Here is a 21,350-nt window from a genome sequence, read left to right as displayed (position 1 = left end):
CAGCCCGCCCGGCCGGCCTGTGATCAGTTCCCGGCCGGCGGCCCCGCGGACCAGCAGCCGCTCCCCCGCACGGATCCTTGTACGGGCGGACGCCGGCGCGTACTCCGTCCAGGGCACGGGAGCGGCCGGCGCCGGCCCGGCGGCGGCCCGCGCGGGGCCTTCCTGCTATCCGCCGGCCGTCGGGAGGACTCCGCAGCGCCTCACGAGGCTCATACGGTCCAGGACGGCTCCAAGGCGACGATGTCGCCGCCGATCGACGCCACATCGGCTTCGAGCTGCGTCCGCAGGGCGAGCCGCTCGACCCGCTCCGCGCGGTACTTCCCGTGCTCGGCCTCGGAGTTCCACACGGAGAGGACGAGGAACTCCTGGCCGGGGGCCTCCCCGAAGATGCCGCGCAGCATGCCGGGAGACCCGGCCATGGCCGGGTTCCACACCTTCTCCTGCATCAGGGTGAAGTGCTCCACGCGGTCCTCCCGGACCCGGCAGTGGGCGATGCGCACCACGTCCGCATCGGCGAACTGCGGGCTGAAGCCCACCTTCACGTCAAACCGGTGCTCGAACAGCCGCACTTGGACGTTCTTGCACGTCCCCGCCTGGGCGGCCGCCAGCCTGTCGTGGGACCGCGCCATGAAGGAGTCGTAGAACGCCCGGCTCTCCCAGAAGCCGAACAGGTGCACCACCTGCGGGCGCCCTCTGCTCCAGCCCCCGCCCTGCCCCCGGAAACCGGGCTCGCCGAGCAGTCCCGCCCATTTGCGTTGCCCGCGTTCGAAGCCGCGGCGGTCGACCACGGTGCAGCGAGTCCACTTGACCAGCACCGCGCCATCGTACGGCCCGGGCAGCGGCCCGCAGTCACGTACCGGAGGACTGCACCCGTCCGAGGGCCGCCGCGTCCGCCTCGCCGAGCTCGATCCGGAACTCTCGCGCCAGCAACCGCACCAACTCCGCCGCGCGCACCTCCCGTTGCTCCTCCACTCCGTCCGGCCCGGCGGTAACGAGCATGGAGCCCACCAGACTCCGTCGTATACCGGGCTCCGTCTGCTGTACCACCACGCGCGAGACGAACGGTGAGTGCGGATGCGTGGAGATGTAGTGGTTCATGACGGCGTAGTCGACCGGAACGCGCTCCTCCGGGCCGAAGGCGTACAGGTCGAACCAGCCCTCCGGATGGAGCGAACGGAGCACCTGCACATCCCCCCGCTCCCGCTCGATGCCGAACGTCCAGCCGCCCTGCCGCACCTGCGTCCGCGTCTGCCCCTGCGCCCCGTCCCGGAACGGCAAGGGCTCCAGCAGCCCCTCTCCGCCGAAGCCGACGTCGCACAGCCACTGCTCGCCGCCGGCCTCAACCTTCAGTGCCATATGGGTGACCGGGCGCACCTTTTCGCTGCCCATTCTGATCCGCGCGCCGATTCCCGTGAAGGAGAACCCGATGCGCTCCAGAACCGCGGCGAAGAGCAGGTTCTGCTCGTAGCAATAGCCTCCGCGGCGCTGCGCCACCATCTTGTCCTGAAGCGACTTGACGTCCAGGAGGATCGGTCGGCCCAGCAGGATTTCCAGGTTCTCGAAGGGGAAGGCGGCCACGTGGCCGCGGTGCACTGCCCTGAGCGTCTCCACGTCGGGCCGCACCGGTCCCTCCACGCCGATGCGCGCCAGATACGCGTCCAGGTCCAGATCCGCGCCGCCCCATGTGAAATCGCCCGTCATTACTGCTGCCCTCTCCCCTTCACTGCTGCCCTCTCCCCTTCGGCCGGTCACCCGACAGTATTCCCTCCGGGCGCTGGCCCGCCCGCCGGCTACCGCTGCGCAACACCGGCCGCCTTCAGCACTGCCGAGGCGGCTTCCCGTGCGCTGCGCGCGGGGGCCGGAGTGCCGGTGATCGCCGCCGTGGTGATCGCGCCGTCGGCCAGGACGGCCAGTTGTTCCGCTACGGGCCCGGGGTCCGCGGCTCCCGCGTCGCGTACGAGTCCGTGCAGATAGCGCAGCACTTCGGCTTTGTGGTCCCTTACGGCCTCAGCCACGGCCGGGGAGGCCGTACCGAGTTCACCGTAGGCATTGATGAACGCGCAGCCGTGGAAGTCCGGTTCGGCGAACCATTCCTCCAGCCAGTCGAATACGGCGAGGGGGCGTTCCGCCGCCGTCGGGCGCGTGGCGACGTACGCGGCGAGCGCGCCCCGCCAGCGCCCGTCGCGGCGCCGCAGATAGGCCTCCACCAGCACTTCCTTCGACGGGAAGCGCTGATAGAGACGCTTGAGCGAGACCCCGGACGCCGTACGGATCCGGTCCATCCCGACCGACTGGACGCCGTGCTCGTAGAAGAGGGTCTCCGCGGCGTCGAGCAGGCGTCCGTCGGCTTCGGTGATGTCCATGGCCCCTCCCGGGCTGGCGCGGAGAACGATCGTTCTCTAGGCTACACACGAAACGAGAGAACGACCGTTCTCCACCTTTTCCCGTGCGGAAGGGCATGCCATGACCCAGCGCCCACCCCTGCCCCCCTTCGACGAATCCTCCGCCCGCGCCAAAGTGCAGGCTGCCGAGGACGCCTGGAACAGCCGCGATCCCGAACGGGTCGCCCTCGCCTACACCGAGGACAGCGTCTGGCGGAACCGGGACGAATTCCTCACCGGCCGCGACGCGATACGGGCCTTCCTGCGACGCAAATGGGAGAGGGAGCTGGACTACCGCCTGCGCAAGGAGCTCTGGTCGTGGTCCGGCAACCGGATCTCGGTGTGCTTCCGGTACGAGTGGCACGACGCCGGCGGGCAGTGGTGGCGCAGCTACGGCAACGAGCAGTGGGAATTCGCCCCGGACGGCCTGATGCGGCGTCGCGAGGCCAGCATCAATGACGTGCCGATCACCGAGGCGGAAAGGGAGTTGACCCCCTGAACGTAAGGGACAGGAAAGCCCGGGCAGAGAAACCCGGGCACGAAAAAGGGCGGCGCCCCGGAGGAATGCATCCTCCGGGGCGCCGCCCTCGTCACATCGATCAGCTGCAACCGCTGGTCGAGCCGCAGCCCTCGCACAGGTAGCAGCTGCCCGCGCGGCGCATCTTCGTGCCGCAGGAGAAGCACAGCGGTGCGTCGGCGTTCAGCCCCAGCTGCATCTCCACCAGCTCGGTGGAGTTGTGGGCCTGCTTCGGGGCCGGGACCGCGGCGGGCTGGGCCGGGGCCTCGGGCTTCGAGGGCTGGACGTGACGGGGCGCGGACTGGGCGAGGCCCTCCACGTCGACGTCCTCGTCGGTCGGCTCGTACGAGCCGGTGTCCAGGTGGCGCTGGCGCTCCTCGGCGGAGTGGATGCCGAGGGCCGAGCGGGTCTCGAAGGGCAGGAAGTCCAGCGCCAGGCGGCGGAAGATGTAGTCGACGATCGACTGCGCCATCCGCACGTCCGGGTCGTCCGTCATGCCGGCCGGCTCGAAGCGCATGTTGGTGAACTTCGAGACGTACGTCTCCAGGGGCACGCCGTACTGGAGACCCACCGAGACGGCGATGGAGAAGGCGTCCATCATGCCCGCGAGGGTCGAGCCCTGCTTGGACATCTTCAGGAAGACCTCGCCGAGACCGTCGTCCGGGTAGGAGTTGGCGGTCATGTAGCCCTCGGCGCCGCCCACCGTGAAGGAGGTGGTGATGCCCGGGCGGCCCTTGGGAAGGCGCTTGCGGACGGGGCGGTACTCGACGACCTTCTCCGCGGCGGGGGCGGCGGCCTCGGGGGCCTTGGCCTCCTCCTTCTTCTTGGCGGAGAGCGGCTGGCCGACCTTGCAGTTGTCGCGGTAGATCGCGAGGGCCTTCAGGCCGAGCTTCCAGCCCTCGTAGTAGACCTCCTCGACCTCCTCGACGGTGGCCGACTCGGGCAGGTTGACCGTCTTGGAGATGGCGCCGGAGAGGAACGGCTGGGCGGCGGCCATCATGCGCACGTGGCCCATGGCGGAGATCGCGCGCTCGCCCATGGCGCAGTCGAAGACCTCGTAGTGCTCGGGCTTGAGGCCCGGGGCGTCGATCACGTTGCCGTGCTCGGCGATGTGGGCGACGACCGCCTCGATCTGCTCCGGCTGGTAGCCCAGGCGCTTGAGCGCCTTCGGCACCGTGTTGTTGACGATCTGCATCGAGCCGCCGCCGACGAGCTTCTTGAACTTGACCAGGGCCAGGTCCGGCTCGACGCCCGTGGTGTCGCAGTCCATCATCAGGCCGATGGTGCCGGTGGGCGCCAGCACGGAGGCCTGGGCGTTGCGGAAGCCGTCCTTCTCACCGAGGCGGAGCACGTCCTGCCAGGCCTCGGTCGCGGCGGCCCAGACCGGGGTGTCCAGGTCGTCCACGCGCTTGGCGGTGGCGTTGGCGTCGGAGTGCTGCTTCATGACGCGCTTGTGGGCGTCGGCGTTGCGGGCGTAGCCGTCGTACGGGCCGACGACGGCGGCCAGCTCGGCGGAGCGCTTGTACGAGGTGCCGGTCATCAGGGAGGTGATGGCACCGGCGAGGGCACGGCCGCCGTCGCTGTCGTACGCGTGGCCGGTGGCCATCAGCAGGGCGCCGAGGTTGGCGTAGCCGATGCCCAGCTGGCGGAAGGCGCGGGTGGTCTCGCCGATCTTCTCGGTCGGGAAGTCGGCGAAGCAGATGGAGATGTCCATCGCCGTGATGACCAGCTCGACGACCTTGGCGAAGCGCTCGGCGTCGAACGACTGGTTGCCCTGGTCGTCGTCGCGGAGGAACTTCATGAGGTTGAGGGAGGCGAGGTTGCACGAGGAGTTGTCCAGGTGCATGTACTCGCTGCACGGGTTGGACGCGGTGATCCGGCCCGACTCCGGCGAGGTGTGCCAGTGGTTGATCGTGTCGTCGTACTGGATGCCCGGGTCGGCGCAGGCCCACGCGGCCTCGGCCATCTTGCGGAAGAGGCCCTTGGCGTCGATCTCCTCGATGACCTCACCGGTCATCCGGCCGCGCAGCCCGAACTTCGAGCCGGTCTCGACGGCCTTCATGAACTCGTCGTTGACGCGGACGGAGTTGTTCGCGTTCTGGTACTGGACGGAGGTGATGTCATCGCCGCCCAGGTCCATGTCGAAGCCGGCGTCGCGCAGGGCGCGGACCTTCTCCTCCTCCTTCACCTTGGTCTCGATGAAGGCCTCGACGTCGGGGTGGTCGACGTCGAGGACGACCATCTTGGCCGCACGGCGCGTGGCGCCGCCGGACTTGATCGTTCCTGCGGAGGCGTCGGCGCCGCGCATGAAGGAGACCGGGCCGGAGGCGTTGCCGCCGGAGGAGAGCAGCTCCTTGGAGGAGCGGATGCGGGAGAGGTTCAGGCCGGCGCCGGAGCCGCCCTTGAAGATCATCCCCTCTTCCTTGTACCAGTCGAGGATCGACTCCATGGAGTCGTCGACGGAGAGGATGAAGCAGGCGGAGACCTGCTGCGGCTGCTTGGTGCCGACGTTGAACCAGACCGGGGAGTTGAAGCTGAAGACCTGGTGCAGCAGGGCGTAGGTCAGCTCGTGCTCGAAGATCTCGGCGTCCGCCGGGGAGGCGAAGTAGCCGTGCTGCTCGCCCGCCTTGCGGTAGGTCAGCACGACGCGGTCGATGAGCTGGCGGAGGCTGGACTCGCGCTCGGGCGAACCCGTGGCGCCGCGGAAGTACTTGCTCGTGACGATGTTGACCGCGTTCACCGACCAGAAGTCGGGGAACTCCACGCCGCGCTGCTCGAAGTTGATCGAGCCGTCGCGCCAGTTGGTCATGACGACGTCACGGCGTTCCCAGACGACCTCGTCGTACGGGTGGACACCGGGGGTGGTGTGGATGCGTTCGATGCGCAGACCCTTGCCGCCCTTGTTCCCCTTGGAACGGGAACCTCGTGCCGGGCCGCTCGTCGTCTCGGTCATGCCGCCTCCCTCTACGGGCAAAACGCCCTAATGCGCCTATTTCTTCCGTGGCGCGCTATGTCTGTTCTTCGCCCGGGCGCGCGGCGCACCGGGCAGGTCTGTGGTGGCCGCGGCTACTCGGCGGCCGTGGCGGGCGCGGGAACCCGGAGGTCCTCGTCGCCTTCGCCGTCGTCATCGCCGGCGGTCGCGGCGGAGCGGTGCTCGCGGAGCTCCGCGACGGCGGCCTCGAAGTCCTCGAGCGAGTCGAACGCCTGGTACACGGACGCGAACCGCAGATACGCGACGAGGTCGAGATCCCGGAGGGGGCCGAGTATGGCGAGACCGACGTCATGGGTGGAGAGCTCGGCGCTGCCGGTGGCGCGCACCGCCTCCTCGACCCGCTGGCCGAGCTGGGCCAGCGCGTCCTCGGTGACCGGGCGGCCCTGGCACGCCTTGCGCACGCCGGAGATGACCTTGGTGCGGCTGAAGGGCTCGGTGACCCCGCTCCGCTTGATCACCATCAGCGACGCGGTCTCCACGGTCGTGAAACGACGGGAGCAGTCGGGGCACTGGCGCCGGCGCCGGATCGAGCAGCCGTCATCGGTGGTCCGGCTGTCGACGACGCGGCTGTCGGGGTGCCTGCAGAAGGGGCAGTGCATGGCTCTCCACCCTCCTCACCCTCGTAGGACTGTGCACGATCTTCAGCCTCGGCGGACCCTCGATCGGGGCCCTTGCGAAGCAGCCCCCAGCATAGGCGATGGCGGCACCCGCAAATGACCGGCAACGCCTCTCGACCACAACCTGTGGGCGGCTGCCGCCAATCAAACCACTAGATCTGGTGCCGTGCGGTGAACCGTGCCGGACGCGTGTCGCGGCCGCGAAGACCGCTCACGAGCCTACGCGAGCCGCCCCGGCCGCAGGGGCACGGGGGCTTTGATGACACACTGGAGCCGTCCCGCGGAGGGCTCCGGTCCGGTCCGGCCGGGCCCGAGCGGGGCCCGCGGGGTCCCGGCACCCGCCCGGTGCACTACGCACCAAAGGGTACCGTAATAGGCCGAATTGATCTTCAGCCGTACACCCTCAAGCTTGATCACGTCAGGCAAACTTCGATATTTCACTCGAACGTGTGTTTGGCGCAACCTTTCGAAAGCAACTACCGTTGTCCAGCTAGGGAGAACATCTCGAGAGGGGCCGACGTGACCACCACCGCAGACAGCGCCACAATCACCGCCCAGGACCGCTCCCAGAACCGACTCGACCAGGCACACCCGATGAATGACGCAGCCATGAGCTCCGAGGGGCAGAAGCCCGCTCGGGCCCTCCCGGGGCGACCTCCGGGCATCCGGGCCGACAGCTCGGGCCTCACCGACCGCCAGCGGCGGGTCATCGAAGTGATCCGGGATTCCGTCCAGCGCCGGGGCTACCCACCCTCCATGCGGGAGATCGGCCAGGCGGTCGGGCTGTCGAGCACGTCCTCGGTGGCGCACCAGCTCATGGCGCTGGAGCGCAAGGGCTTCCTGCGCCGGGATCCGCACCGCCCCCGCGCCTACGAGGTCCGCGGCTCGGACCAGCCCAGCTCGCAGCCCACGGACACCACCGGCAAGCCCGCCGCGTCCTATGTGCCGCTGGTCGGCCGGATCGCCGCGGGCGGTCCGATCCTGGCCGAGGAGTCCGTCGAGGACGTCTTCCCGCTCCCCCGCCAACTGGTGGGTGACGGCGAGCTGTTCGTCCTGAAGGTCGTCGGCGACTCCATGATCGAGGCCGCCATCTGCGACGGCGACTGGGTGACGGTCCGCCGCCAGCCCGTTGCGGAGAACGGCGACATCGTGGCCGCGATGCTCGACGGAGAGGCCACGGTCAAGCGCTTCAAGCGCGAGGACGGCCATGTGTGGCTGCTGCCGCACAATGCCGCCTACCAGCCGATCCCGGGCGATGAGGCCACCATCCTCGGCAAGGTCGTGGCGGTGCTGCGCCGCGTCTGAAGGTGCGGGCCGCAAGGCCGGGCCCCGGAACCACCTGCGCCGGTTCCGGGGCTCTTTTACGTCCAGCTTTACGTCTCTACGTCTAGCGGCCGTCCGCCTTCGCCGCCTCGTCGATCGCGGCCAGCGAGCGCCGCACCTGGTTACGGTCCGTGGTGTACCAGAAGTCCGGCAGTGACGAGCGCAGGAAGCCGCCGTAGCGGGCCGTCGCCAGCCGGGGGTCGAGCACGGCGACCACGCCGCGGTCCCCCGAGGCCCGGACGAGCCGACCGGCGCCCTGGGCCATCAGCAGCGCGGCATGCGTCGCCGCCACGGCCATGAAGCCATTGCCGCCCGCCTCCTCCACGGCCTTCTGCCGGGCGCTCATCAGCGGATCGTCCGGGCGCGGGAACGGCACCCGGTCCATGATCACGAGCTGGCAGCTCGGCCCCGGCACATCGACGCCCTGCCACAGCGACAGCGTGCCGAACAGGCACGTGCGGGCGTCGGCCGCGAAGTTCCGGATCAGCTCGCCCAGCGTCTCCTCGCCCTGGAGGAGGATCGGCACGTCGAGCCTGCCGCGCAGCGCCTCGGCCGCGGCCTGGGCGGCGCGCATCGAGGAGAACAGGCCCAGGGTCCGGCCGCCGGCGGCCTCCACCAGCTCGGCCAGCTCGTCGAGCATGTCCGTACGGCTGCCCTCCCGGCCGGGCTGGGACAGATGCCGGGCGACGTAGAGGATGCCCTGCTTGGGATAGTCGAACGGCGAGCCGACGTCGACGCCCTTCCACTCCGGGCTGTCCGCGCCGCCGGTGCCCTCGGGGGCCAGGCCCAGGGACGCGGCGACGCCGTTGAAGTCCCCGCCGAGCTTGAGCGTGGCCGAGGTGAGCACCACGGACCGCTCGCTGAAGAGCTTCTCGCGCAGCAGCCCGGAGACCGAGAGCGGGGCCACCCGGAGCGAGGCCCCGAAGCGGTCGTGCCGCTCGTACCAGACGACGTCGTACTCGGAGCCCTCCACGATGCGCTCGGCGACCCCGTGGATGTTCTCCACGGCGGCCAGGGCCTGCTTGCGGACGGCGTCCTCGTCCTGGACGGACTTGTCGCGGGTGTTGCCGATGGAGGAGATGACCGTACGGGCGGCGTCGCGCAGCGCCATCAGGGCGTACTCGAGATCGTCGGGAATCTCCTCCAGGCGGCCCGGGAGCGCGAGCTCCATCAGGCGCTCGAAGCTCTCCGCGGCGGTCTGGAGGGAATCCGCGGCCTTCTCGTCGACCAGCTTGGCGGCGCGCCGCACGGCGCGGTTGACCTGGCCGGGGGTGAGCTCGCCCGTGGCGACGCCGGTGACCCGGGAGACCAGCTCATGGGCCTCGTCGACGATCAGGACCTCGTGGCCCGGCAGGACCGGGGCGCCCTCGATGGCGTCGATGGCCAGCAGGGCGTGATTGGTGACCACCACGTCGGCGAGCTTGGCCCGCTCCCGGGCCGCCTCGGCGAAGCACTCCGCGCCGTACGCGCACTTCGAGGCGCCGAGGCACTCGCGGGACGTGACCGACACCTGGGACCAGGCGCGATCGGAGACGCCGGGCGTGAGGTCGTCGCGATCACCGGTCTCCGTCTCGTCGGACCAGTCGCGCAGGCGGAGCAGGTCCTTGCCGAGCTTGCTGGAGGGCGCCGCCGCCTCGAAGGGGTCGAAGAGCCCCTCCTCCTCGTCCTGGGGCACCCCCTCGTGCAGCCGGTGCAGGCACAGGTAATTGGACCGGCCCTTGAGCATGGCGAACTGGGGGCGGCGGCGCAGCAGCGGCTGCAGGGCGTCCACCGTCCGCGGAAGATCACGCTCCACGAGCTGGCGCTGGAGCGCCAGCGTCGCGGTGGCCACCACCACGCGCTCGCCGTGGGCCAGGGCCGGCACCAGATAGCCGAGGGACTTGCCGGTGCCGGTGCCGGCCTGGACGAGCAGGTGGGAATTGCCGTCGACGGCTTCGGCGACGGATTCGGCCATGGTGACCTGGCCGGGCCGCTCGGTGCCGCCGACGGCGGTGACGGCGGCGTGCAGCAGGTCGGCGAGGGAGGGCGAGGAGGAGGCAGTCATAGCTCTTCCAGCCTAAAGGGCGGCACTGACATCGTCGGCGGCGTCACGGAATGTGCAGCGGATTGGGCACGGTGCCGTGGACGGCCGCGTGGGGGCGCTCCGGGCGGTCGCGGTAGCCGTCGAGGTGCAGCCGGTTGCGGTTGAGGCAGAGGCGCTCGATCCGCGGGGTGAGCAGGTCGAAGGCCTCGTAGCGGTCCTTCATCCGCGGGAAGCGCTCGTGGTGCCGGACGATCTCCGCCCGGACGAGCGACCAGAAGACCGCCTCGGGCACGCCGAGTTGTTCCTCGCACAGCGGCGCGAGGTAGCGGAAGACACCGACGAAGAGGCCGGAGTGGATGAACTGGGTGAGGAATCCGGGCGGTTCGGTGAGCAGCACGTCCCGTACGTCGCCGGGCATGGAGGCGTGCTCGGGCAGCGGCACGGCGCTGACGTTGATGTCGTCGACGAAGTCCTTGACGGCGAGCCGGGTGGGGACGTCGTTGTCGTCGAAGACGACGATGGCGTTCTCGCCGTGCGGGGAGAAGACGGTGCCGTAGCGGTAGAGGAAGCGCAGCAGCGGCGGGAGCAGCGCGGCGAAGAGCCGGCGCAGCCAGTCGGCCGGGGCCAGGCCGGAGCGGTGGACGAGCTCGGCGGTGAACGAGCGGCCGGCGGGGTCGGTGTGCAGGAGGGCCGCGAGGGTGCGGGCGCGCTCGCCGGGGGCGAGGGCGGGGCCGAGGGGTTCGCGCCAGATGCAGCCGAGGAGTTCCTTGTACTGGTACGGGACGCCGGGCAGCCGGTCGTAGAGGGGGTGCTCGACGGTGATCGAGGCGGTCTCGCCGAGGAGGATCACCCGGGTCTCGTCCCGGAGGAAGTCGTCCTCGTCCCGGAGGGCCTGGAGCCAGGCGGTGACGGCGGGGGCGGCGAGGGTGCGCTCGGTGGGCAGGCCGCGCCAGACGAGGGTGTTGAGGACCGACAGCGGGAGCTTCACGGTGCGGGCGTCCGGCCGGCTGGTGTTGAGGAAGGTGCGGACGGACTGCTGCGGGAGCCGGAGGTCGTTGTCAGTGGGCAGGAGGATGATGGATCCGTCGGCGAGGCAGGGCGCGAAGAGGGGGGCCACGGTCTCGTCCCACTGCCAGGGGTGGACGGGGAGCCAGAGGTATCCGGCGGGGTCGCGTCCGTGGTCGGCGACGGTGCGGGCGAAGGCGGCCCGGGTGCCGGGGGCGAGCTCTTCGGCGTAGAGGCGATCGGGGGTGGCCAGTGCGGGGACGGCCCGGTAGTGCGCGAGGTCGCGGTGGACGGCGATCCAGGGCAGGCGGCGCGGGATGCGGGCCTCCGGGGCCCACAGGGCGGCGTCGGAGGCGGAGAAGCCGAGCCGGCCCTTGTTGGCGATGAGCCAGGGGTGGCCGGTCTGGTGGCCTTCGAGCGCGGCGTAGTCGAGGTCGGCGAGGTCGGCCGCGCTGAGGGCGCTCGCCCGCAGGCGGGTGTCGGCGGCGAGGGTGGCGAGGAGTTCTCTGGCCAGGTGGCCGGTGGTGTCGCCGGACAGACCGAGCACGGTGTCGTGGGCGAGGGCGAGGAAGCGGAGGGGGTCCTGGATGGGGGTGACGGATCCGGGGTCGACGCGCCAGTGACCGTAGGCGCTCCGGCGGGCCCGGAAGCGGCAGGTCACGTCATCCGTTAAGGGCAGGCGGTAGGCAGCGGGGGGCTCCGGGGTGACCGTCCCGGTGCCGTCAGGCCGGGGCGGCGTGCCGGACGGCTCGGGCAGCGTGCCGGACGGCTCAGGCGGCATGCCGGACTGTTCGGGCTGCGTGTCGTCCGGCTCGGGGGAGAGCACGCCCTCGTAGCTGAGCTCGCCGAGCATCTTGGCGAGCAGGCGGGCGCCCGCTTGCTCCCAGTCCGAGCCGTCGGGGCCGGCGGGGTGGGAGGGGCGCGTGGGGCGGTCGGTGGAGTCCGCGGGGCGGGAGTGGCCGGGGTTGTCCGCGCTGCCGGCGCGGGCGGAGCTGTCCTGTGCGGGGAGGCTGCCGGGGTGTTCGGGCCGGGATGAACCGGATCGGGGCGAAGGAGACATGGGGCTCCTCGAATAGGCCGGTGGGATCGGATGGGCTGGGCTGAGGGGGAGATGGGGGTGCATGAGGGGGGAACAGGCGTCAGAGGAGCGTGCGCAGAGCGCGGTCACGGACCATGAGTGCCGCCCGCTTGTCCGGAAGGTCGACTTCCGCCATCAGCCGGAAGCCCGCGCTCAGGAAGGCGGACACGCACGGGGTGTTGCGCAGGTCGGGTTCGGCGACGACGCGGCCGCAGGAGGGCCGGTGCTCCAGGACGAGGTCGGCGACGGTGCGCAGCAGGCGGGTGCCGAGGCCGCGGCCCCGGTCGGCGACCTTGCCGATCAGGAGGTGGATGCCGGTGTCGTGCGGCCGGGCCGGATAGTGGCGGGCGAGGGGGTCGAGGTCGGCGCGGTAGACCTCCCAGTAGCTCATCGGCACGCCTTCGAGCACTCCGAGGCAGGGGATGCTGCGCCCGTCGCCGCCGGTCTGGGCACGCAGGTGGGCTTCGGTGACGCTCTCGGGCCCGCCCAGCTTCCAGAAGGCGGCGACGGCCGGGTCGTTCATCCAGCGGGTGATGAGCCGCAGGTCGCGCTCCACCCGGACCGGGACGAGCTGGAAGGTGCCGGCGCCGGTGTCGGCGGGGCCCCAGTCGGGGAGCGAGTCGAGGAGGTCGGAGCCGGGGCCGATGGCCGCGGCGGGCCCGCGGCCCGCGGTGATCGCGGCGGGCTCCGGCGGGCCGTGGTCGAGGAGTTCGATGAACTCTTCGGACAGCTTCAGTTCGAGGGTGGTCTCGTTGTCGGTCGGGGGGCCGGCGCCGTCGCCGGCGCTCGTGCAGGCTCTGTCGCCGAGCCTGCCGCCGGTGCCCGGTCCGGCGAGGCTGTCGGAGCTCGGGCCGGGGGCCGGGACGGCGCCGAGCTCGGGGCCGGCGCCCGGGCTGGTGCTGGGGTCGGTGGGCGGCACGGAGACGCACTCCTCTCGGAGGATCCCCTCGGTGTCAGGGATCCCGTGGGCCCTGCCGGGCCCGTGTCCTCAAGGGCCCCGTTCGCCCGGGGCCGGGGCTCGCGCCGGTCATCGGGCCGGCGTGACCAGGGGGTTGGCGATGGTGACGTAGACGGACTGGGTGTCGACCGGGCCGACGAGCTCGTCGAGCCCCCGCAGCCTGGTCAGCATGTTGGCCTTGCAGCGCAGGGCGGGCGCTTCGAGGAGGCGGGCGGGCAGGGACGAGCGGGTGGCGGCCGGGCCGGCGGCGGCTTCGCCGAGGAAGCGGCGCAGTGCTGCCAGCAGGAGCTGTTCGTCGGCCAGGCGCTGCGCGCCGAACGCCCCGATCAGGCCGAGGATGTTGTTGATGCCGAGGTAATAGGTGAACCTCTCGTCGGTGACTTCGTCGGAGACGAAGGTGTCGCTCCCGGCGCCGATCCCGGGCAGCCGCCGGTCGAGGGCGTCCCGGTGGGAGGCGCGGAAGTAGTAGCCCTGGTTGTCGCGGTAGCGGCCGCCGACGGGCCAGCCGTCCCGGTCGAGGAGGACGAGGGTGTTCTGCTGGTGCGCCTCCAGGGCGATGCCGGCCTCCCCGTCCAGCCAGAGCACGGGGCGGACGACGGCTTCCAGATAGCGCAGGAACCACTCCGCGGAGACGGCGCCCGCGGGGCGGCCGGTCAGGTGGGCGAGGCGGGCCACGATGTGCGCGAGGCGGGAGCGCATGGGGAGGGCCTCGGCGGGCTCGCCAGGGTGTTCGTGCGCGGCGGGCCAGGGACGGGGGGAGACGAGCCCCGCCAGGCAGACGGCGTCGTCACCAGGGCCGAAGGGGTTGTGCCGGATGACGGTGTCGAGGCCGCTGAGCGGCGTGCCGTCGGGGGCGTCAGCCGCGATCCAGGCGGGGTCGCGGACGACGTCGAAGCCGAGGCCGCCGGGGCAGGCCGCGCGCCACTGCTCGGCGAGGCCGCTGCGGAGCAGGCGGTGCACTTCGACGCCGCGGTGCAGTTCCTTGCGGAGGTTCTCCCGGCGGGAGTTGGTGATGCGCAGGCCGAGGGAGAGCTTGAGCATCGCGGGCGATCCGGGGCGGTGCACGGTCCGTACGGAGGAGGTGGCGTACCAGGGCGTGCCGAGGGGGCCCAGGTCGTGGAGCAGGCCGGCGTCCAGGAGCGCCCGGACGTCGGGGCGGCTGTGGACGTCGTGGGCCTGCCAGGGGTGCAGCGGCAGCGCCACGGTGTCCTGGGGCAGGCGCAGCTCCGGGCCGGCGAGCCGGGCGGCGAGGGTGGGGGCGTCGACGGGCCGGCCCCGTTCGGTCCACGCCGAGTCCGTGGCGAGGAGGGAGCGGTGGACGGCCAGCCAGTGGAGCGGGAAGGCGCCACGTAGCTCCGGGGAGTAGGCGCGGGCCTCGGTGTCGGTGAGGCCTTCGCGGCTCTTGGGGGTGGGGTGGAGGGGGTGGCCGAGGAGCAGGGACTGCTCGGCGTAGAGGAAGAGCTCTCCTGCGCCGGGGTCGGCGGGGCGGGCGCGCCGGTCGGTGAGGAAGACCGTGGTGCGGCGTACGGAGTCCGCCACGCGGGAGACGAGGTCGGCGGTCTCGCCCATGGCGGAGCAGCCGCCGCGGGCGGCGCGGTGGGCCGCTTCCCGGCCGAGGAGTGCGGCCAGGGTGACGGCGTCGACGGCGGGGGCGTCTTCGGGGCCGTCGGCGAGGGCGGGGCGGCCGAGACGGTGCCAGCCGGTGGCCGACCAGTAGGTCACGGGCACGCGCAGGGCCGTTCCGCTCGCGGTGAGCGGCAGGTGCAGCGTGGGCCCGGCCGGGCGCGGGACGCCGGTCTCACGGATCCAGCAGCGCAGCAGGTTCTCCGCGGCGGCGGCGTCCGCGGCGAGGCCCGGGTCGGGGTGCTCCAGCGGGTCGGCGGCGCACGGGGGGCCGGGGTCGGGGATCTCTCCGCGCGGGGCGCCGCCCTGACGGGGGACGGCGGAGACCACCGCGGGCGCGTGGGGTGAGGGTGCACGCCCTTGAGGGGCCTCATGCGCCTGGGCGGACTCACGCGCCCGGGCGGGCTGGCGCTCCTGGGCCGGCTCATGGCCCTGGGGGGACGGTGGGCGCTCCTGGGACGCGGACGGGGCGAAGCCCGGAGCGGATGGTTCGCGTTCCTGGCCGGCGGTGGAGGCACCGGTTCCGGTGGATGCGTTCATACGGTGTACGGCGTGCATGTCACGGCGTCAGGCCGGGGCTGCGGCGCCTGCCTCCTTCGGCGTGCTCGGGGCGGGGATTCCGGCGGTACCAGGGATGCGCGAGCCGGGGCGGCAGGCCGCGGCGACGGCGTCGGAGAGCCGGTCGAGGACCGCCTCGGCCTGCTCGTCGGTGATGGTCAGCGGGGGCAGGAGGCGGACGACGCAGGAGTGGCGGCCGCCCAGTTCGACGATGAGGCCGCGGTGGAGGCACTCCTGCTGGACGGCCACGGCCCGCGCGGGCGAGGCGGGCAGCGGGCCTTCAGCGCCGGGCCCGTGCCCCGTACCGGGCTGTGGGCCGGCCGGCGGGCCGATCTGCGTACCGTAAGCCGGTCCGCCGTGCTCCTCCGGGCCGGCCGCTTCCCCTGCTCCCCGCTCCGGGTCGACGAACTCGATGCCGATCATCAGACCGGCCCCGCGCACCTCACCGATGCAGTCGTACTCCCCCGCCAGCCGCCTCAGCCGGTCCAGCATGCGCTCCCCGAGCGTGGCGGCCCGCGCGGCCAGGCCGTTCTCCCTCACGAACCGCAGCGTCGCCGCGCCGGCGGCCATCGCGAGCTGATTGCCGCGGAACGTGCCCGCGTGGTCGCCGGGCTGCCAGACGTCGAGCTCCTCGCGATAGACGATGACGGCGAGCGGGAGGCTGCCGCCGATCGCCTTGGACAGGACCATCACGTCGGGCTCGATGCCGCTGTGCCCGACGGCCCAGAACGCCCCCGTGCGGCCCACTCCGGTCTGCACTTCGTCGGCGATGAGGGGGATGGAGCGGGCCTCGGTCAGCTCGCGCATCCGGCGCAGCCAGCCGTCCGGCGCGGGGAGCACGCCGCCTTCGCCCTGCACGGGCTCGACGATCATCCCGGCCGGCCGGCGCACACCGCTCTTGGGGTCGTCCAGGAGGCTCTCGGTCCAGCGGGCGGCCAGCCGCGCGCCGTTCTCCCCGCCGATGCCGTACGGGCAGCGGTAGTCCTGCGGGTAGGGCAGCCGGGTCACCCGGACGCCGGACGCCCCGCCCGAGGCGGCGAGCGCCCCTTCCGTCATGCCGTGGTAGGCGCCGGTGAAGGCCAGCAGGCCGTCACGGCCCGTGGCGGTGCGGACGAGCTTGAAGGCGGCCTCCACGGCGTCGGTGCCGGCCGGGCTGCAGAACTGGATCCGGCCCGACGCGGCCAGCCCCCGGGGCAGCGTGGCGAACAGCTCGTCCGTGAAGGCGTCCTTGACCGGCGTGGCCAGGTCGAGCACGTGGAGGGGGGCGCCGGAGTCAAGGACGGAACGGATGGCCTCCAGCACGACCGGGTGGTTGTGGCCCAGGGCCAGCGAGCCGGCCCCCGAGAGGCAGTCGAGATAGCGGCGGCCGTCGGCGCCCTCAATCGTCAGCCCCCGGGCGCGCACCGGCACGATGGGCAGCGACCGGGCGTACGTGCGCGCGGCGGATTCGCGGGACGACTGCCGCCGCAGAATGCCTTCGTACGCTGCGGCCGGCGACGCCGCCGGCGGTAGCTGGGTCAGGGCCACGGGCTCCGGCTCCTCCTGCTGCTGAACTCCGGGTGAACGCTGGTCGGCACTCCCCCGTACGTACCAACGACGCCGCGGGCCACGGATCACGGCCCACCGTCAAGATCCTTACGGCGCGGAACCGAGGACCCGCCCGAACCCGTCTCCCACCTCACCGGCATAGTGGGGCCCTGCCTCCCCCGCTGGGGCGGTGCATGACAACTTCACAGCGTGGTTCGCACATTGCGGACACGTCCGAACAGATCGATCAGGGGGAACCCACTCCATGCCATCCATCCGCAGGCCGGCGCTGGCCGCGGCCGCTCTGACGGCCGCGCTGGCGCTGACCGCCACCGCGTGCGGCCCGTCCGACGACGAGGCGGCGGGGAACAAGCCCGGTGCGACCGCCTCGCAGAAGGGCGACGAGGGCCTCGAGCTGCCCAAGAACCTTCCCAGTTCCCTGAAGGACCTGGAGAAGTGGAAGAACGGCGCCTGGAAGAACTGGGACAAGGAGCAGTGGCTGCGCGAGGCCCGCGACTTCGTCAACCCGATCATCAAGGACCACTGGAAGCCGGACTCCATGAAGGAGGCCAAGCCCAGCGACAAGACGCTCGCCACGCAGGGCGCTCCGGGCACGGCGCCGGGCGCCTCCGGTGACCAGGGCGTGACCGACCCCGAGCCGCGGCCGGTGCAGGCGAAGTCGGTCAACGTGCCGTACCACAACAACGCGGCCCCGGTCGGCAAGGTGTTCTTCGACAGCCCCGAGGGCCACATGGTCTGCTCGGCGACGGTCGTCAAGGACCCGGCGCACCCGGGCAAGTCCAACATGGTGTGGACCGCGGGCCACTGCGTGCACGCCGGCAAGAAGGGCGGCTGGTACCGCAACATCGCCTTCGTGCCGTCGTACAACGACAAGGGCCTCCCGGGCGCCCAGGTCAACAGCGCGCCGGTGCAGGACGTCGCCCCGTACGGCGTGTGGTGGGCGGACTGGGCGCAGACCTCCGCCCAGTGGATCCAGCAGGGTGCCGAGACCGGTGGCGCGGGCGCCCCGTACGACTTCTCCGTGCTGCACGTGAAGCCCGAGGCGGGCTCCGGCAAGTCACTGGAGGAGACGGTCGGCAACGCCCTCACGGTCGACTTCAACGCCCCGCAGGTGAAGTCCATCCCGTCCATGGGCGCCTGGGGCTACCCGGCGGCCGCGCCCTTCGACGGCCAGAAGATGTACGACTGCGTCGACCGGCCGAGCCGGCTGACGATCGAGCCGTCGCAGCCGACGATGTACCGCATCGGCTGCACGATGACCGGCGGTTCGTCCGGTGGCGGCTGGTTCGCCAAGGGCGCCGACGGCAAGGTGGTGCTGGTCTCCAACACCTCGATCGGCCCGGCCAACAGCACCTGGCTGGCCGGACCGCACCTGGGCCCGGAGGCGCAGGGCGTCTACAACGCCATCAGCCAGAAGTTCGCCAAGCGGTGACGTCGCCGTAGCGACACCGGTGGTGTCCGACGGCCGAAGGCCCCGTTCCCGGAATTCCGGGAACGGGGCCTTCGCACTGCACACGTACGTGCGCGCTGCCCCCGGCTTCAGGCCGCGGGCACGTACCGCTGGAGCTCCGCGGCGAGCTCCTCGTGCACCCGCGCCTTCAGCAGCGTGCCCTCCGGGGTGTGCTCCTCGGAGATCACCTCGCCGTCGGCGTGCGCCCGCGCGACGAGCGAGCCGTGGGTGTACGGCACGAGCGCCTCGATCTCCACGGCGGGGCGCGGCAGCTCGCGGTCGATCAGGGCCAGGAGCTCGTCGATGCCCTCGCCGCTGCGCGCCGACACCGCGATCGCGTGCTTCTCGATCCGCAGCAGCCGCTGGAGGACCAGGGGGTCCGCGGCGTCCGCCTTGTTGATCACGACGATCTCGGGCACGTCCGTGGCGCCGACGTCGCGGATCACCTCGCGCACGGCGGCCAGCTGCTCCTCCGGCGTCGGGTGCGCGCCGTCCACCACGTGCAGGATGAGGTCGGAGTCGCCGACCTCCTCCATGGTGGAGCGGAAGGCCTCGACGAGGTGGTGCGGCAGGTGCCGGACGAAGCCGACGGTGTCGGCGAGGGTGTAGACGCGGCCGGAGGGCGTCTCGGCCCGGCGGACGGTCGGGTCCAGGGTGGCGAACAGGGCGTTCTCCACCAGGACGCCCGCGCCGGTGAGCCGGTTGAGCAGGGAGGACTTGCCGGCGTTGGTGTAGCCCGCGATGGCGACCGACGGGACCTTGTTCCGCCGGCGCTCCTGGCGCTTGATGTCGCGGCCGGTCTTCATCTCCGCGATCTCCCGGCGCATCTTCGCCATCTTCTCGCGGATCCGCCGGCGGTCGGTCTCGATCTTGGTCTCACCGGGGCCGCGGGTGGCCATGCCGCCTCCGGACGAGCCGGAGCCACCGCCACCCATCTGCCGGGACAGCGACTGGCCCCAGCCGCGCAGCCGCGGCAGCATGTACTGCATCTGGGCGAGCGAGACCTGCGCCTTGCCCTCCCGGGACTTGGCGTGCTGGGCGAAGATGTCGAGGATCAGGGCGGTGCGGTCGACCACCTTGACCTTGACGACGTCCTCCAGCTGGATGAGCTGGCCGGGGCTGAGCTCACCGTCGCAGACGACGGTGTCGGCGCCGGACTCCAGGACGATGTCCCGCAGCTCCTGGGCCTTGCCGGAGCCGATGTACGTGGCCGGGTCCGGCTTGTCGCGGCGCTGGATGACGCCGTCGAGCACCAGGGCGCCCGCGGTCTCGGCGAGGGCGGCGAGCTCCGCGAGGGAGTTGTCCGCGTCCTGCACCGTGCCGGACGTCCAGACGCCGACCAGCACCACGCGCTCCAGGCGCAGCTGCCGGTACTCGACCTCGGTGACGTCCTCCAGCTCGGTGGAGAGGCCGGCGACGCGCCGCAGGGCGGCCCGCTCGGAGCGGTCGTACTGCTCGCCGTCGCGCTCCCCGTCGATCTCGTGGCTCCAGGCGACGTCCTCTTCCATCAGGGCGTCGGCCCGAAGGCTCTCCGGGAGGCTCTGCCGGTCCTGGGGAAGGGAAGAAGAGGAGGTCATTTGATCCTTTGCATCGTTGGGAGGTGGCGGCCCCCGTGCAGCGGCCGCACCGTCGACAACGCGCGAGCGGCCCCGGGGATTCCCACGGCCGGCGGCCCCGCCGACCCGTCGATGGTCCCACGGCGCCGCCGGAGCGTCACGCGGGTTTCGGCGCGGTCTTCGGCCCCGCCTTCGGTGTGGTCTTCGGCGCCGCCTTCGCCGCGGCCTTCCAGTCGGGGTGGCCGGGCATCGGCGGGGTCTTCGGGCCGTACAGCCAGTCCTGGAGGAATTCCCGCAGGTCCTGGCCGGAGACCTGGGAGGCGAGGGCGGTGAAGTCGGCCGTCGTGGCGCTCTCGTCCCGGTGGAGGTTGACCCACTCGCGCTGGAGGCGGTCGAAGGCCGCTGTCCCGATCTTCTGCCGCAGCGCGTAGAGGACGAGCGCGCCGCCGTCGTAGACACCGGGCCGGAAGATGCTGATCCGCCGGCCGGGCTCGGGCGGCTTCGGCTGGGCGGGCGGCCCGCCGTCGGTGCGCCAGGCGCCGGACTGCTCGTAGGCGGTGCGCATCCGGGCGTCGAGCGTGCGGCCGCCCTTCTCTTCGGCGTACAGGGCCTCGTACCAGGTGGCGTGCCCCTCGTTGAGCCAGAGGTCGGACCAGCTGGCCGGGCTGACGCTGTCGCCGAACCACTGGTGGGCGAGCTCGTGGACCATGATCGACTCCAGGTACCAGGCGGGGATGTCGTCCCGGATGAACAGGCCGCGCTCGAAGAGGGACAGGGTCTGCGTCTCCAGCTCGAAGCCGGTGGACGCGTCGGCGATCAGCACCCCGTAGTTCTCGAAGGGGTAGGCGCCGGTCTTCTTTTCCATCCAGGCGATCTGCTCGGGCGTCTTGGACGTCCACTTCTCCACGCGCTGCCGGTCGGCCGCCGGCACGACGTCCCGTACCGCCAGGCCGTGCGGCCCCGTGCGGCGCACGACGGCGGAGCGGCCGATGGAGACCTGGGCGAGCTCGGTGGCCATGGGGTGTTCGCTGCGGTACGTCCAGGCGGTGTTCGCGCCCCGCACCGTGCGTCCCTCCGGGCGGCCGTTGGCGACGACCGTCAGGTCGCTGGGTGCGGTGACGTGGAAGGTGAAGCGGGCCTTGTCGGAGGGGTGGTCGTTGCAGGGGAAGACCCGGTGCCCCGCGTCGGCCTGGTTGGCCATGACCAGCCCGTCCTTCGTACGGATCCAGCCGCCGTCCTTGGGGTCGCGCGGCTCGCTGCTGTGCCGGACGACGACGGTGAAGAGGCCTTCGGCCGGCAGGGCGACGGACGGGGTGACGACGAGGTCCTCCTTGGCGGAGGCGAACTGGGCGGGCAGGCCGTTGACGGTCACCGAGCGGACCGTGCCGCCGGAGAAGTCGAGGTTGAAGTGGTCCAGTCCGGTGGTGGCCCGGGCCGCGATGGTGGTGACGGCGTCGAGCGGCTTGCTGTTGCCGTGGTAGTCAAACTTGATGTCGTAAGCGGCCACGTCGTAGCCGGGGTTGCCGAGGTCCGGGAAGAGCTGGTCGCCGACACCCTGGGGGTTCGCGGCGGGCGGGGCGGCCGCGCCGACGAGGAGGGCCGTGGCGGCGGCGAGGGCGGCGCGGCGGCGCACGGAACGCCAGGGGATCAGGGCGGGTTTCCCGGGTGAGTGCGGCATGCGTCCATCGCTATCAGCGCGGGGGGCCCGGGGAGCGGCGGCA

General features: G+C 72.0%; 15 protein-coding genes. 3 read left to right on the top strand and 12 right to left on the bottom strand.

The window, feature by feature from the left end:
* Positions 1-209: 209 nt before the first annotated feature.
* The 3 genes from PS271_RS22395 to PS271_RS22385 all read right to left on the bottom strand — a co-directional run bounded on the left by PS271_RS22395 (position 210) and on the right by PS271_RS22385 (position 2,363).
* On the bottom strand, positions 210-815 hold the full coding sequence (locus PS271_RS22395; protein ID WP_398384068.1) for a YdbC family protein: 606 nt from the start codon (positions 813-815) through the stop codon (positions 210-212).
* Positions 816-849: 34 nt separating this feature from the next.
* Positions 850-1,701 carry an arylamine N-acetyltransferase family protein gene (locus tag PS271_RS22390; RefSeq protein ID WP_398384066.1) on the bottom strand — a complete coding sequence of 284 codons (852 nt, stop codon included), beginning with the start codon at positions 1,699-1,701 and terminating at the stop codon, positions 850-852.
* 89 nt (positions 1,702-1,790) lie between these two features.
* Positions 1,791-2,363, bottom strand: a complete 573-nt coding sequence (locus tag PS271_RS22385) for a TetR/AcrR family transcriptional regulator (RefSeq protein ID WP_398384065.1) — start codon at positions 2,361-2,363, stop codon at positions 1,791-1,793.
* A gap of 100 nt (positions 2,364-2,463) precedes the next feature.
* On the opposite strand from PS271_RS22385, the gene PS271_RS22380 reads away from it, so the two are divergent.
* Complete coding sequence (locus PS271_RS22380) at positions 2,464-2,880, top strand: nuclear transport factor 2 family protein (protein WP_398384063.1); 417 nt, start codon at positions 2,464-2,466, stop codon at positions 2,878-2,880.
* 100 nt (positions 2,881-2,980) lie between these two features.
* Here the strand turns inward: PS271_RS22380 and PS271_RS22375 are convergent, their stop codons facing one another.
* Positions 2,981-5,851 carry a vitamin B12-dependent ribonucleotide reductase gene (locus PS271_RS22375; protein WP_398384062.1) on the bottom strand — a complete coding sequence of 957 codons (2,871 nt, stop codon included), beginning with the start codon at positions 5,849-5,851 and terminating at the stop codon, positions 2,981-2,983.
* Positions 5,852-5,964: 113 nt separating this feature from the next.
* Entirely contained in the window at positions 5,965-6,489 is a 525-nt protein-coding gene (gene nrdR / locus PS271_RS22370) for a transcriptional regulator NrdR (RefSeq protein WP_398384060.1), read from the bottom strand.
* Positions 6,490-7,026: 537 nt separating this feature from the next.
* Between nrdR and lexA the strand changes: the two genes are divergently transcribed.
* On the top strand, positions 7,027-7,812 hold the full coding sequence (lexA, locus tag PS271_RS22365; RefSeq protein ID WP_030368667.1) for a transcriptional repressor LexA: 786 nt from the start codon (positions 7,027-7,029) through the stop codon (positions 7,810-7,812).
* Positions 7,813-7,894: 82 nt separating this feature from the next.
* Here the strand turns inward: lexA and PS271_RS22360 are convergent, their stop codons facing one another.
* From PS271_RS22360 to PS271_RS22340, 5 genes are all read right to left on the bottom strand, one after another.
* The gene (locus PS271_RS22360) at positions 7,895-9,874 is read right to left on the bottom strand and encodes an ATP-dependent DNA helicase (RefSeq protein ID WP_398384058.1); all 1,980 of its coding nucleotides are present in this window, start codon (positions 9,872-9,874) and stop codon (positions 7,895-7,897) included.
* 43 nt (positions 9,875-9,917) lie between these two features.
* On the bottom strand, positions 9,918-11,711 hold the full coding sequence (locus tag PS271_RS22355) for an IucA/IucC family protein (RefSeq protein WP_398386988.1): 1,794 nt from the start codon (positions 11,709-11,711) through the stop codon (positions 9,918-9,920).
* A gap of 286 nt (positions 11,712-11,997) precedes the next feature.
* Complete coding sequence (locus tag PS271_RS22350; RefSeq protein ID WP_398384056.1) at positions 11,998-12,855, bottom strand: GNAT family N-acetyltransferase; 858 nt, start codon at positions 12,853-12,855, stop codon at positions 11,998-12,000.
* Between the two features lie 108 nt (positions 12,856-12,963).
* Positions 12,964-15,075, bottom strand: a complete 2,112-nt coding sequence (locus PS271_RS22345) for an IucA/IucC family protein (RefSeq protein ID WP_398384054.1) — start codon at positions 15,073-15,075, stop codon at positions 12,964-12,966.
* Positions 15,076-15,084: 9 nt separating this feature from the next.
* Positions 15,085-16,602 carry a diaminobutyrate--2-oxoglutarate transaminase family protein gene (locus PS271_RS22340; RefSeq protein WP_398384053.1) on the bottom strand — a complete coding sequence of 506 codons (1,518 nt, stop codon included), beginning with the start codon at positions 16,600-16,602 and terminating at the stop codon, positions 15,085-15,087.
* A 265-nt stretch (positions 16,603-16,867) separates the two neighbouring features.
* Here PS271_RS22340 and PS271_RS22335 point away from each other — a divergent pair, with 265 nt between their 5' ends.
* Entirely contained in the window at positions 16,868-18,055 is a 1,188-nt protein-coding gene (locus PS271_RS22335; RefSeq protein ID WP_398384052.1) for a trypsin-like serine peptidase, read from the top strand.
* Positions 18,056-18,162: 107 nt separating this feature from the next.
* On the opposite strand, the gene hflX is transcribed toward PS271_RS22335, so the two are convergent.
* Entirely contained in the window at positions 18,163-19,650 is a 1,488-nt protein-coding gene (gene hflX / locus PS271_RS22330; protein ID WP_398384050.1) for a GTPase HflX, read from the bottom strand.
* A 136-nt stretch (positions 19,651-19,786) separates the two neighbouring features.
* The gene (locus tag PS271_RS22325; protein ID WP_398384047.1) at positions 19,787-21,307 is read right to left on the bottom strand and encodes a M1 family metallopeptidase; all 1,521 of its coding nucleotides are present in this window, start codon (positions 21,305-21,307) and stop codon (positions 19,787-19,789) included.
* Positions 21,308-21,350 lie beyond the last annotated feature (43 nt).

The sequence above is a fragment of the Streptomyces sp. SCA2-17 genome, assembly GCF_044336695.1.
Note: the sequence above shows the minus strand (reverse complement) of the source record. Positions and strands in the feature narration are given on the sequence as shown.

Bases quoted from the DNA above. Each gene is read 5' to 3' on its own strand.
- PS271_RS22390 (WP_398384066.1), bottom strand. From the start codon at position 1,701: ATGACGGGCGATTTCACATGGGGCGGCGCGGATCTGGACCTGGACGCG.
- PS271_RS22385 (WP_398384065.1), bottom strand. From the start codon at position 2,363: ATGGACATCACCGAAGCCGACGGACGCCTGCTCGACGCCGCGGAGACC.
- PS271_RS22380 (WP_398384063.1), top strand. From the start codon at position 2,464: ATGACCCAGCGCCCACCCCTGCCCCCCTTCGACGAATCCTCCGCCCGC.
- PS271_RS22375 (WP_398384062.1), bottom strand. From the start codon at position 5,851: ATGACCGAGACGACGAGCGGCCCGGCACGAGGTTCCCGTTCCAAGGGG.
- nrdR (WP_398384060.1), bottom strand. From the start codon at position 6,489: ATGCACTGCCCCTTCTGCAGGCACCCCGACAGCCGCGTCGTCGACAGC.
- PS271_RS22360 (WP_398384058.1), bottom strand. From the start codon at position 9,874: ATGACTGCCTCCTCCTCGCCCTCCCTCGCCGACCTGCTGCACGCCGCC.
- PS271_RS22355 (WP_398386988.1), bottom strand. From the start codon at position 11,711: ATGCTCGGCGAGCTCAGCTACGAGGGCGTGCTCTCCCCCGAGCCGGAC.
- PS271_RS22345 (WP_398384054.1), bottom strand. From the start codon at position 15,075: ATGCACGCCGTACACCGTATGAACGCATCCACCGGAACCGGTGCCTCC.
- PS271_RS22335 (WP_398384052.1), top strand. From the start codon at position 16,868: ATGCCATCCATCCGCAGGCCGGCGCTGGCCGCGGCCGCTCTGACGGCC.
- hflX (WP_398384050.1), bottom strand. From the start codon at position 19,650: ATGACCTCCTCTTCTTCCCTTCCCCAGGACCGGCAGAGCCTCCCGGAG.
- PS271_RS22325 (WP_398384047.1), bottom strand. From the start codon at position 21,307: ATGCCGCACTCACCCGGGAAACCCGCCCTGATCCCCTGGCGTTCCGTG.